The organism is Clostridium sp. FP1, assembly GCF_011065975.2.
Classification (GTDB): domain Bacteria; phylum Bacillota; class Clostridia; order Clostridiales; family Clostridiaceae; genus Clostridium_AD; species Clostridium_AD tagluense.
On sequence record NZ_JAAMNJ020000001.1, the window covers coordinates 1,964,805 to 1,978,363 of the forward strand.

Genomic DNA, 13,559 nt, shown 5'->3' on the forward strand with positions numbered 1-13,559 from the left:
GCGTATGGATTTATTAAATATTTTTGAGGTGATTGTACTTTCATCTTTGATAGGTAGCATAATTGTACTAATGATATTAATTGTTAAAGGTATATTTAGAAATAAATTAAATTCTACATTTAACTATTATATATGGTTGATATTGATCATAAAATTAACAATTCCTTTTGGTCCACAAACAACTTTTAATATTGTTAACCTATATGAAAACTTTCATAAGCAGGCAATTACAAGTGAGAACAAAGAAAAATCACAAATAAATTCTTCTATACAACTTGAAAATATAGACTTAGGAGGTTCAATATTAAAAAAATCATTTGATTCTTCAAATAAAAGTGTATTTAGTAAAGTTATGAATACACCTTTAAAAAATAAAATTAATATTGAAAAAGTGTTCTGTTCTATATGGATTTTTGGGATTGCATTATTAATAGGTATATTAGTTGAAGGACATAAAAAACTTAGAGAAATTGTTGGAAAATCTATAAAAAATATAGACAGCACGCATAAAGAAATTCTATATAAATGCAGGAAAGCTATGAATATAAGAACTGATGTAGAGTTATCATATTCACATAAAATAAGTAGTCCTTCGCTATGTGGGTTAATTAAACCAAAGATATTAATTCCAATGAGGGTAGCAGCCAATATTTGTGATGAAGAATTTAAGTATATTATAATGCACGAATTAACCCATTTGAAAAGCAAGGATATATTTATAAATTGGGTTATAACTTTATTGTCGGTGATTTATTGGTTTAATCCAATCTTGCTCTATAGCTTTTATAAAATGAGACAAGACTGTGAATTTTCCTGCGATAGTCAAGTGATTTCACAGTTAGATGAAGGGGAAAACCTGCAATATGGAAATGCAATAATAAGAGTATTGGAACTGGGAGGTAGCGGCAATAGACTTATGGGAACTACTTCGATGGTTATGAATAGTTCGGAAATAAAAAGGAGGGTTATTATGATTTCAAAGTATAAAAAGATAAACATTAAAGGTATACTACTCGGAACTGTAGTTGCGATTATTATAGGAGGACTCGGGATTGCACTAAACACTTCAAACTTAAACTCAGATAAAAACATCGCCAGTGCTACAACATTAAAAGTAGAAACACCAGTGACAACGTCTAAAAGCGTAGTTAACAATATATCAAATGAAGCAAAATCAACCACTATAAAAAAATCACCAAGTGATAGCACAAATCCTATAGTAGCATTTTCATCAAATATAGTAATTTATAATAGTCATCCTGATGAGGATTATCCCTCTGGAATAAAAGTAACTGATGTAGGTGCATTAATCAATGATAAATTCCTTAAAGAAGGGCTAAAAAGTAGTTTCATCAAGTGTAATGCTCCTATAGAATATAAGGAATCATTTAAAACTACACGTGATTTAATAATAAAAAATGTAAAAGAATATTCAAATACTATTTTATTAGACATACATCGGGATATAACAGAAAGCACCAACTCTGATACGAGAAAAATACTATTTGTACTTGCTAAAAGCAGCCCACATTATGAATCGAATAAAAAGTTTGTTGACAGGTCATTAGAAAATATTAAAAATTCAAAGGTCGTTAAATCAGAAATATTATTATATAACTTTGGAATATCTTATTTTAATCAAGATTTATCTAGTAATGCAGCACTTATTGAGATTGGAAATAATAGGTCTAGTGACAGTGATATTGAGACTTGTGTAAATGCGCTGGTTTCAGCAATAAAGAATATTCAAAAGGGCTTATCTAAATAAAATTTTACTATTATTTCATTGAATATAATCGAATTAAGATTGTATATTTTGAATAGAATATTTTAAGTGAATATTTTCATTTTAATATATAGCAGGAGATGATTTGTTTTGGGTTCTAATATTATTTTATTGCTAATTCTTGCAGCTGCCGTATTTGGAAAGGCTAATTCAGTTGCGATTGCTACATGTATCTTACTTATGTTGAAACTCTTAGGTTTGGACAGATATGCATATCCTTTTATAGAAAAAAGCGGAATTACAGGTGGACTTATATTTCTTATAGCCGCTATAATGATACCTATTGCAAACGGACGAATTACAGCAGAGAATATAAAAAACGTATTTACATCCTGGATAGGCATAACAGCTCTAGTCCTCTCATTTTTAACAACATATTTGAGTGGACAAGGACTTAACTATCTTACGGTTCAGGGACATAGCGATATTATGCCTGCCATGATAATAGGTGCAGTTGCAGCTGCAGCGTTCTTAGGAGGGGTGCCTGTAGGGCCACTTATTACATCGGGAATGGTAGCTTTATTTGCAAAGTTGATTCACAAATAATAGATTTATGGATAGCAGGAGAAGTCCTGCTATTCATACTAATGTTAGAACCCTTTTACATGCTTAAACAAATATGTTAATTATATTATTATTAAAATTTCTTAAATTTTCTTTACTTATATTTGAACTTTCAACAATATCTTTTGATGGCTCTGCCTTTTCACTAGATGGTGGGACTGTTTTGATTATTTGTTGTTGCTGAATTTGTGCTTGAATTTGTTGTATTTTAGCCTCTATTACTTGAATTTTGACTTGTTTTGTCTTTTTATCATCTGTACTTGAATTAATTTGGCTCAATTGTAATTTGAGAGTTATTTCTTGTAATTTAAGCTGACTTACATCGCTACTAGTATTTGTTACCAAATCGAACATTGATGAAATACTCATACTATCCTCTCCTTTAAAATTATCTATAATTGATTTTAATCTTTTTATCTTTATCTATAATTATAATTATCAATTGTGGCATCAATGTGTAATAAATATGTGAACTTTATGTGATAATTTTAGGGTTAAGAAGCATAAGGAACTATGCTTTTTAATTAGAAAACATAGTTCCTTTTAAAACCTCATTTTTATTAAGATCATTATGACTTATGGTACTTTCTACTATATATAATTGAAGAAACAAAACATAAAAGGGATATCGCAATCATTAAATATTTAGGGATACTTGAGGTTTTGTAATAATAAGATAGGATCAGTAACTGAAGCAATCCATCTACAACAAGTGCTATTGGTAAAATCCAAGATTTTAATCCATCCTCTTTATGAAGTTCCCACATAGACACAATTCCAATTCTAGCCAGGGCTGCGATTGGTGGAGCAAGCATAGTTAAATAATAAGGGTGAAATAAACCTGTGGTAAAGCTGAAATATATAAATTCAGGTATTAACCACATTGACCATAAAATTAAAGCTGATTTTTTTCTGTTATTAAAAGCAGACTTAGGTTTTTCCTTTAATGCAGCTGCTATAAATCCGAATACTGCAAGTGGGAATAACCAAATTATCTGATCTGACATACTATTACTTGAAAATAATCTTGTAATACTAGACTTTTCACCTCCACCCATGCTACCACCACCGCCACCATTAGCATTTCTTCTTTGGCCATCTTCTGTAGGCGGCGTACCTCCTTGCATTCCTTTTTCAAAGTTGCCATCATTTCTAGTAGGACGTTCTGAGTTAGCGCTTGAGCCATCATTTCCAGTAGGGGGAGTTCCACCAGGCATTGCGTCAGTGGTTCCGCCTTGATTTTTAGCACCACCCATGCCACCGCCACCAGTACTACTGCTTCCGATTCCAAGCCTTTCCAGGCCATTATGTCCAAATATCAGTTCAAGTTCTGAGTTATAAGTTGTACTACTTCCCACATAAGGCCTGTTTGCAGCAGGTATTAAATCTACTACTATAGCCCATCAGAATGAAACAACCAGCAGAATCATGGTTCCTGCCATAAGATGAATTATTCTCTTTTTAAGTGAAACTGCATTAGAGAGAAGATAAGTTATATATATAGCTGGAATTACCATATAAGCTTGAAGCATCTTTATATTAAAACCAATACCTACAATAGTTAAACACATCAAGAGATATTTAATGTTACCTTTCTCAGCTGCTATAGAAATAGCCCAACATGCCAGTAGTAGCGTTAAAACAAGTAAGTTATCGCAAGTGTTATTTCTACTTACAGCAACAAAAACCGGGGTTACTGCAAGAAATAATGCTGAAAGAAGAGCAGCTGCAGTTCCAAAGGATCTTTTAACGATAATGTATATAATTGCAACGGAGATTACTCCTGCAAGAGCCTGGGGAAGAAGAATACTCCAGCCACTAAATCCAAAGATTTTAGCAGAGATTGCTTGAAGCCAAAGACCTAGAGGTGGCTTATCAATGCTTAAATTAGTAAAATTCAAGATTCCTGACAATAATAATATTAAAGATAATAATAGCTTTTCTTTTGAAAGTTTTAATTTTTTCATTTTAATTTGCTCCTTTTTATAATGAGTAATGAGCATAATAACCGCCATTGCCATAATTATTTTGAATTTATGTCGCTACTGATTACTTAATTAAATACCCACAATTTATAACAAAGAAAATTTGTTATTTGAGCTATAAAGGTGATAATTATTTTAGCTACGTATACATTAATATCTAAGCTCTTTACTAAAAAATTCATTGTTATAAGAGTTATTAGAAGTGAGAATAAGTTTACTACAATAAATTGAAAAAGTTCATTACCTGTTTTTTTATTAGAATTACTCTTAGAAAAAGTCCATTTTTTATTAAGTACAAAACTGTTAACAACTCCAAAACTATATCCAAGTATTTGACTTGCAATGTAATTTAGTCCAATAAATCCATTAAACAATGTGAAGATTAAAAAATCTATTAGGGTATTTGCTACCCCTACTAGGGAAAATCGAGTTAAATGCTTAAGCTTTCCATATAAGATATAGTTCATAATGTTATCTAATGTCTTAATATTTTTCCACCCCATTTTTCTAAAATATATTATCTTATTTATTAACAGATATATTACTTTTATCTGTATAGATTAGATTATAAACATCAATTGTAGTAGTAGTAGTAGTAGTAGTAGTAGTAGTAGTAGTAGTATCAAAAAAATATGTGAGCTTTATGTGATATTATTAGCACAAAAAAAGCAATCAACATTTCTGCTGATTGCTTTTTATTTATAACCTATATTTAATTAAGAAACTAACACCGGTATCCCGATTAATAGCATCTATTTCTCCATTATAAAATTTTATAATTTTTTTGCAAATAGCCAGGCCAAGACCAAAATTGCCAGTCTTATCTTTGTAGAAATTATCAAATATATGACATAGATGTTCCTTTGGAATATTAGGGCCATCATTGTATATCTCTATTACTGCAAAATCTCCTTCTTTTTTTAGGGTTACGGAAATTTTCTCTTTAGCATACCTAAGGCTATTATCTAAGATGTTTTCAATAGAAACCTGTATTTTATCTACGTTTCCAATTATAAGAGCTTCTTCAATGTTTAATTCCCATTTAATATTATTATTAATCACTTTAAATCTATTTATGATATGGAAGAGCAGGCGATGCAAGTTAATTTCAATATCGCAAATATTATTTTCTAAAACATAATCAAGGGTATTCAAATATAGCATTTGCTTAACTTTTTTTTCTAAGTTTAAAGCCTCATCCTTTATTATTTCAGCGTTTTTCTCCACTGACTCTACGTAAACACCATCAATAATAGCTGCAGCATGACTCATAATTACCATAATAGGTGTTTTTAAATCGTGGGATATACTTTGTAAAAACATTTTCTCTTCTTCATCAGCACGCTTTAATTCTTTTTGCATTATATTCATTGAGGTCGCTAGTCGTCCAATCTCATCTGCATTTCTAATATTGATAGGCTGTTTCCAATCTTTATGGGCTATCCTAACAGTATAATTTTCAAGTTCTTTAAGTGGTTTTGAAATATAGTTTGCAACTAATTTTGAAGTTAGAAAACCAATAGCTATAAATACTAGGCCTATAATAAGCATCATATAAAGCAAACTATTTTCTTTCATTTCCGGCATATAAGTAATTAAATAGGACTTTCCAGCATCTCCATATTGGACTGAACTTATTATAAAAATAAATTTTATATTTTTGTAGGACTTTTTAAATTGTTTTTCTGCAAGAGTACCTGGTGTAATAAAACTTGACATCCATAGTTTAACGTCACTATCATTTAAACTAAAAGGTGAATTAGGGTCATTAGAAACATTAGGTGGTAATCCACGCCTTTTATTTATATTTATAATTTCAGTTTTATTATTTTCATCCACATGTACAATATAATAATCGCTACCTCTTAGATTTTTTAGCTCGTCAAATCTATTAGGCTCTGTAAATTTTTTAGTGGTTATTAAGAAATCATGAGATACTTTTAAGTCTTGAATTTTAGCTTTCTCATCTATGGCTTTAAAAGCAACTAGATAGAAAAATGAAATGCTGAAAATTATTATAAGTATTATGATTGTAAAGGTAGACCATATTCTCATGGTTAGTGATTTAAATTTGAAGTTTAATTTCTTCATGATTTATATACCAACTTATAGCCATAGCCATATATTGTCTCTATGGTGAATTTATCTACTTTTTTTCTTATTCTTCTTATGGTGTCATCAACTACTCTATCTGAACCAAAGTAATCATCTCCCCATACAGTATCTAATATTTGTTCTCTGGATACTAAATTATTTTTATTCTTAATAAAATAATAGAGTAATTCAAATTCTTTGTTAGTTAGTATAACTTCATCTTTACCTAAAAAAACAGTTCTTTGCTTCTTACTAATGCAATATCCACCCAAATTCAGGTCATTTATCGGTTGAGTGGCATTTTCTTTAGCTATTCCAGAAATTCTCTCTAAAAGTTTATTTGTTCTAATAATAAGCTCTCTAGGTAAAAAGGGTTTTGATAAATAATCATCACTGCCAAGCTCCAGTCCTATCACCCGATCAAGCTCTTCATTTCGTGCAGACATAAAAATAACAGGTGTATTTTTATTGTTAGTTTTAATAGCTTTTATAATTTGATAACCATCAATATCTGGAAGCATAATGTCTAATATCCAAAGATCAGGCATATCATGAATTCGTGCTATTGCTGAATTACCATCTGAAAAAGTAGTTACTTCATAACCTTCACGTTGTAGGTATTTTTCTAGCAAAAGATTTAAACTTATTTCATCTTCAACAAGATAGATTCTCTTTGACAAGTGTATCACCCCTATGTGTTAAGCACTAATTTTTATTGTTTATAAAATCTAAATTAATAAAAACCTATATTTATCTATTTATTATATTCTATCATATAAATTTCAAAACATTTCAGAAAATTTATGTGAAGATTATGTGTTATTATGGATATTGATTAAGATGGGATTGCTATAAGATTATAAGTAACTCGCCACTTGCCATGTGGGTGGCACTTTTGTATTTTTAAAAAAATAACCACATTACAAAAGACTCAACAATTATTAATTGTTGAGTCTTTTATATTCACTTTTTATATCCTCTATTCAGTTTTTCCTGTAAAATGAAAATCTTCTATTTTTAATGTAGGCACATAGTTAAAACCAAATTCTCCAGGAACTTTAGTTCTCTCAGTAGTTATGCCAGTAACATTATTGAAAGCATGTAACATACTTTCTGTAAATCTCATATTTTTTACTGCACCTTTGATTTCACCATTTTCAATTAAAAACAATCCATCTCTAGTAAGGGCGGTTAGTATAGATTGTCTTGGGTCTACTATATTCATGTAATGGAATCTTGATACAAGGAGACCTTTTTTTGTAGACTTTATAAGTTCCTCTAAATTATCGTCTCCACCTTCCATAACAAGATTTACAGCTATGCCACCATCACCTGCGTAACCAAAAGAATGACCTGTAGGTTCTACATTATCAGCTATGGCAGATTTCACATCGTAGGAAAGCTCTTTAGCTACACCATTTTCCACTAAATTCAAACTACTTCGCGCGTAGCCCTCAAAATCGAAATAAAGAGGCATAGTATTTTCATTTCTAACATTATCTCTTATAGATATGTTTTCACCAAAAACTTTCTTCCCAAGTTTTCCAGTAAGGAAACTTGTTCCTGTTCGTACATCTTTTGCACTAAAGCCTATGAAGCTCATATATGTTAAAAGATCTCCAACAGCTAGTGGCTCTAAAATTACATCATAGCTACCTGGCTCTATAGAAGCTGGGTTAATGCCCATTTTGCATTTATTCTGCGCATATGCAAACATTTCTACTACATCTAATTCTTTAGCTTTATTTGTCACATATTCGGCATAACCTGAAGCTCCATCACTATGCATAACTACGGTGTTAAAGCTTACGGTGTCTATTCTTGCATATCTTCTAATATTTTTGTTATTACCCATACAAATAACAATAGATGATAGTGATAATGCTCCTGCTGCAGTATAATCTTTATCTAATAAATCAATTCCACTTTTTATAAGACTCGCTCTGTTTAAAATATTAAATTTATCAGCTAGAGTCCTATCATACTCCTCTGAAACAATTTCTAAGGGACTAGTAAGTTCTGGAAGTTCTATATCTCCTTGTGGTAAGAATTTTAAGTTTTCTTCTGCATCGTGAACTGCTGAGTTTAAGCCTTCTTCAGATAAAAGGTTTGTTGTAACTTCTGAAATCTTTTTATCATGAATAACAGTAATAGTCACACTATCCTCTGCAGTATATACATTTTGATGGATACCAGAATTCGCAAAACGAGTAAGTCCTTCTTCCTTGCACATTATAGATACCATAGTATAATAATTGCATTTGCTTAAAACATTATCTATTATTTCATATGCTGCAATCTTATTTAACATCATTAACACCTACCTTTACATTTCTGAATCTTGCAGGAGCTGTTCCATGACCTACGTGAGCTGTTTGTGGTGGTTGTCCTTTACCGCAGTTTGGTGTGCCGTAAAGAGTCCAATATTTTTCATTGCAAACTCCATCACAACTGCCCCAAAACTCTGGTGTTATCCCTGTATATATTGGATTTTTATAAATTTTTCCTGTAAGTTTTCCTTTGGATATTTCATAAGCTATTTCTGTACCAAACTGGAAGTTAACTCTTTTATCATCTATGCTCCAGCTTTTATTAGTACATAAATATAAGCCCTTTTCTATACCAGCAAAAAGTTCATCTAATTCAAAAGTTCCAGGCATTAAACTTATATTAGTCATTCTCACTATAGGAATATTTTGCCAGCCGTCAGCTCTATTTGTGCCATTTGATTTTTGATTAATTTTTACTGCAGTATCTCTGGAGGTAATGAAGTTCTTAAATATACCCTTGTCTATGATAACAGTCCTTTGAGCTTTAATTCCATCATCATCATATCCAAAAGAACCTAGGCCTTTAGGGGCAGTACCATCTGCCACTATTGTAACAAATTCTGAACCATATTTAAAATCCTCATTTAATTTATCAACAGTTACAAAACTCATGCCTGCATAAGCAGCTTCCGAGCCAAAAACTCTATCTAGTTCTACAGGATGTCCTACACTTTCATGTACTTGCAGCGCTAACTGAGAACCATCAATAACTATATCAAAACGACCACTTGGACACTCCTGTGCATTTACAATCATTTCTGCTTCCTTGCCAATGCGCTCAGCATGCTCTAGCAAATTTAATGATTTAACATATTCATAACCAGCGGTAGCATGGTTACCCCTGAAAGAATTAGGATAAGTTCTTCCCTGAACATCATCATTAATTGAAGCTAGTGCTTCAATTCCGGCACCTGACTCATAAAGAGTTTGAGTTATATAACTGCCCTCTGTATCTGCATAAATTTTTTCTTCTTTTTGAAAATCCATAGAAGCCGAAGTAGTGGATAAGTTTGCACTTTTTCTCATAGTCTCTTCAGCTTTTAAGAGAAGCTCAATTTTCTCTGCTTTTGAAACTGTAAAAGGATCAACTTCTATAGGTGTTACATAATTGTCTACCACTACATCTTTTTGCGCCATTCTTATTTTTTCTGTCTGAATGGTTCTACTAGCCTTCGCTAAATCAAGAGCATAGAATGCAGTAGATTCTAATTTACCTAATTCTTGAGTACTGGCAAAACCCAAAGAGCCATCTAATATAACTCGAATGCCTACACCAATACTTCTTGAATTGGAAATATTTTGAAGCAGTAGGTCCTCCGTAGAAATATTTTCACACATCCTATCCACCATTCTTATATCTGCATAATCAACGCCTTTTTCTTTTAACATATTTAATGTTTTTAGTATTTCGGTTTTCAAATTATAGCCTCCTCATATTTATCTAAAGTTATACATAATTTACATCATATTCTATATTCTATATTCTATATTCAATTTCATAATCCTTCAATTTTATAAAATTTTCAATAAATATAATATATTGTATTATTGCTTGTCTAGAGTCTTAGTAGTTGTTTAATGAGAATAATTTCAATGAAAAATATATGCAAAAATTAAGTACTTTTGAATAAATATGAAAAAAATATTGTTGAATTTTATGTCTTATTATATAATTATAACAAAAACATAAAAGAAGGAGTTTAAAATGAATAATTTAAAGGTAAGATCAAAACTTATAGTTTTTTCAATTGTAGCAGTATTACTTATTACAATGATGAGTGGGGTGGGGTATTTTTATCTTGCAAAGGCAAATAAAAGCATGACAACAATGTATAAGGAAAACTTATTGACCATTCAATACTTAAATGATAACAGAAATCAATCTAGGGCAATAGAGGGAGATACCTATTATATATTACTAAATACAAAGGATAAAGATAAGCAAAGTAAAAGATTAGCAGATATAGAAGTTAGGAAAAAGGTACTTGAAACAAACTGGGCAAATTATAAACAAACCAATATTGATAAGTATGAAAAAGATAAAAATTCAATTGTTGAAATCAATCAGGAAAAATTCATAAAAGGAAGAGATGCAGCTATTAGACTAGCTATGTATGGAAAACCTGAAGAAGCCATGGCAGAATTAAGTTCTGTTGAAAATTATGGAGGGGAATTTCAAAAAGGTTTAAAAGAAATTGCAGAATATAACGTAAAATTAGCTTCTGATTTAGATGTACAAAACCATAAAGAGTTCGATGCTTCAAAAAAGGTAACTCTGGCAATATTTTTACTTTCATTATGTATTGGTGCGGGGTTAACTTTTATACTTAGAAAAGCTATTGCAAATCCATTGATGTTAGCTGTAAATCATTTAAGGCTCATAGCTACTGGTGATTTTACAAGGGATGTTCCAGAAGAAACTAAAAAAAGAAAGGATGAAATGGGAGATATAGCAAAGGCAGTTGATATTATGCAAAGTTCATTAAAACTTTTAATTAAAAATGTAAGTCAAGAATCTAATAGGATTAATATAGTAGTACATAATGTTTCTGAAAATGTAAGAATTTTAAATATGAATATAGAGGAAGTATCTGCAACTACGGAGGAATTGTCTGCAGGAATGGAAGAAACAGCAGCCTCAACTCAAGAAATGAATGCAACAGCGGATGAAATAGAAAGAGCAGTTCAATCTATAGCAAAAAAAGCACAAGAAGGGGTTATAGAAGCTCAAGAAATAAACAAAAGAGCTATGAATACTAAAAATAATGTTACAGAATCAAAAGACAAAGCATTACAAGTATTTTCAAAAACCAAAGATAAATTGGAAATGGCAATTGAAAATTCCAAAGTAGTGGCACAAATTAATGTATTATCTGAATCCATCATGCAAATATCAGACCAGACTAATCTTTTAGCATTAAATGCAGCTATTGAGGCAGCAAGAGCTGGAGGAGCAGGACGTGGGTTTGCAGTAGTTGCAGATGAAATAAGAAAACTTGCAGAAGAGTCAAGAAGCACAGTGACTGAAATACAAAGTATAACAGGAAAGGTAACTGGTTCAGTAACGGATTTATCCGCAAGCTCTAATGAATTATTAAAATTCGTGTCGGAGGATGTTCTAAATGATTATAATACGTTGTTAAATGTGGCAGATGAATATAGCAATGATGCAAACTTTGTAAACAATCTTGTATTGGAGTTTAGCTCAACTTCTGAGGAGTTATTAGCGTCGCTTCACGATGTTATAAAAACCATAGAACAGGTATCTCAGGCTTCAAATGAAGGAGCAGAAGGAACCACAAATATCGCCCAAAAGGTATCAGATATAACTGAAAGATCCAATGGAATTATTGAGGATGTGAAAAAATCTACAGAAAGTGTAGAAGGATTAAATAAAGAAATGTCTGTATTTAAAATTTAATATCTTTTTTTATATAATTAGGAGGTAAAGAATGAAAAGTAGACCAATTATACATGACAATAAGGAAAAAACACAAAAATACTTAGGGGATACAGGACTTATAATATTTATAACTTTTTTAAGTGCATTTATCCCATTATCTACAGATATTTATCTCCCAGCACTTCCTAAAATGGTTGAAAGTTTTAACACCACGGCAAGTTTAGTAAATCTCACACTAATATTTTTCTTTGTATTCTATGCCTTAGGAACCTTATTTTGGGGTCCACTTAGTGATAAGTATGGTAGGAAAAGAGTACTAATTATAGGGTTATCCATATATTCTATTGCAAGTATTTTATGTATATTTTCTGTTAATGTGTATCAACTTATATTTTTTCGTATTCTACAATCTATTGGCTGTGGTGCTGCAACAGCAGTATCAACAGCTATAGTAAAAGATGTATACAATGGCAGGAGGAGGTTAACTATAATAGCCTTGGTTCAATCTATGGGAATGTTATCACCTATAATTTCACCGGTTATAGGGGCGATGATACTAAGTGTTCTTTCTTGGCGTGGAGTATTTGTGGTGCTTTCTATAATAGGAGTTCTAGCTTTAGCTGGAAGCATAGCAATGGAAGAGACTATTGAAGTAAGATACACAGGAAGTATATTTAGTTCATTAGGAAGGCTAAGGGTAGTTTCGAAAAATAAGAGCTTTATATCACTTCTTATTATATTTTCCATGATATCAATAGCTACAATGTCCTTTATATCGGCATCTTCTTATATTTATGTAGATGGCTTTGGAGTAAGTGAAAAGGTATATAGTTATTATTTCGCCTTAAATGCGGTATTTTTCTTACTAGGACCCTTATTATATATTAAATTATCAAAAATATATAATAGTAATTCAATTATAACTGTTGGATATATTGTGACTAGTATAAGCGGGTTATTAATTTGTACTATAGGTAATATAAGTCCACTATTCTTTGCATTAGCATTAATACCTGCCTCTTTTTTCGGTAGCATTATGGGACCGGCAAGAACTAACCTTATGCTTGAACAGTTACAAGGAGATACTGGTGCAGCCTCATCTTTAATGAGTTGTGCATTCACTTTTTATGGTAGCATTGGTATGCTTATGATTTCTTTAAACTTTACAAATAAAATAGTGGTAATGGGGTTAATGTATTTGATAATTGGACTTCTAAGTCTTATACTATGGCTTATTATCTCTAAAAAACCATATATAAAGCAGGTGACTTATCAGACTGAGATAGCAAAAGAAAGTGTTGAACAATTATTTTAGCTAATTGAATTTTGATAGTGTTCTTGAAGGGAAGTTCGAATGAAATGGTTAGAAAGTTTTTATAGCATTAAAAACGAAAAAG

10 protein-coding genes and 1 pseudogene are annotated in these 13,559 nt (G+C 31.0%); 4 read left to right on the forward strand and 7 right to left on the reverse strand.

Features of this window, described 5'->3' with window-relative positions; translation table 11 throughout:
- Window positions 1-4 precede the first annotated feature (4 nt).
- Window positions 5-1,768: a M56 family metallopeptidase gene (locus G9F70_RS09475; protein ID WP_164945687.1), complete on the forward strand. Its 1,764-nt coding sequence runs from the start codon at window positions 5-7 to the stop codon at window positions 1,766-1,768.
- A gap of 108 nt (window positions 1,769-1,876) precedes the next feature.
- Window positions 1,877-2,332, forward strand: coding sequence for a DUF441 domain-containing protein (locus G9F70_RS09480; RefSeq protein WP_164945686.1), 456 nt, complete (start codon window positions 1,877-1,879; stop codon window positions 2,330-2,332).
- 63 nt (window positions 2,333-2,395) lie between these two features.
- On the opposite strand, the gene G9F70_RS09485 is transcribed toward G9F70_RS09480, so the two are convergent.
- The 7 genes and pseudogenes from G9F70_RS09485 to G9F70_RS09515 form a co-directional block, all read right to left on the reverse strand.
- Window positions 2,396-2,719, reverse strand: a complete 324-nt coding sequence (locus G9F70_RS09485; RefSeq protein ID WP_164945685.1) for a FlxA-like family protein — start codon at window positions 2,717-2,719, stop codon at window positions 2,396-2,398.
- Between the two features lie 227 nt (window positions 2,720-2,946).
- Window positions 2,947-4,317 (reverse strand): annotated as a pseudogene (locus G9F70_RS09490) (glycosyltransferase family 39 protein); the annotation flags it as partial.
- A gap of 86 nt (window positions 4,318-4,403) precedes the next feature.
- Window positions 4,404-4,802 (reverse strand): GtrA family protein, encoded by a 399-nt coding sequence (locus G9F70_RS09495; RefSeq protein WP_202882633.1) that lies wholly within the window; start codon window positions 4,800-4,802, stop codon window positions 4,404-4,406.
- Between the two features lie 232 nt (window positions 4,803-5,034).
- The gene (locus G9F70_RS09500) at window positions 5,035-6,426 is read right to left on the reverse strand and encodes a sensor histidine kinase (RefSeq protein ID WP_164945684.1); all 1,392 of its coding nucleotides are present in this window, start codon (window positions 6,424-6,426) and stop codon (window positions 5,035-5,037) included.
- Window positions 6,423-7,109 carry a response regulator transcription factor gene (locus G9F70_RS09505; protein WP_164945683.1) on the reverse strand — a complete coding sequence of 229 codons (687 nt, stop codon included), beginning with the start codon at window positions 7,107-7,109 and terminating at the stop codon, window positions 6,423-6,425. Before G9F70_RS09505 ends, G9F70_RS09500 begins: the two co-directional genes overlap by 4 nt.
- Before the next feature lie 299 nt (window positions 7,110-7,408).
- Window positions 7,409-8,743, reverse strand: a complete 1,335-nt coding sequence (locus G9F70_RS09510) for a TldD/PmbA family protein (protein ID WP_164945682.1) — start codon at window positions 8,741-8,743, stop codon at window positions 7,409-7,411.
- Window positions 8,730-10,178 carry a TldD/PmbA family protein gene (locus G9F70_RS09515; RefSeq protein ID WP_202882632.1) on the reverse strand — a complete coding sequence of 483 codons (1,449 nt, stop codon included), beginning with the start codon at window positions 10,176-10,178 and terminating at the stop codon, window positions 8,730-8,732. The genes G9F70_RS09510 and G9F70_RS09515 overlap by 14 nt, the downstream gene beginning before the upstream one ends.
- A 286-nt stretch (window positions 10,179-10,464) precedes the next feature.
- Here G9F70_RS09515 and G9F70_RS09520 point away from each other — a divergent pair, with 286 nt between their 5' ends.
- Together G9F70_RS09520 and G9F70_RS09525 are read left to right on the forward strand one after the other, a co-directional pair.
- Window positions 10,465-12,180 carry a methyl-accepting chemotaxis protein gene (locus tag G9F70_RS09520; RefSeq protein ID WP_164945681.1) on the forward strand — a complete coding sequence of 572 codons (1,716 nt, stop codon included), beginning with the start codon at window positions 10,465-10,467 and terminating at the stop codon, window positions 12,178-12,180.
- Between the two features lie 31 nt (window positions 12,181-12,211).
- Entirely contained in the window at window positions 12,212-13,477 is a 1,266-nt protein-coding gene (locus G9F70_RS09525; RefSeq protein ID WP_164945680.1) for a multidrug effflux MFS transporter, read from the forward strand.
- Window positions 13,478-13,559: the final 82 nt, after the last annotated feature.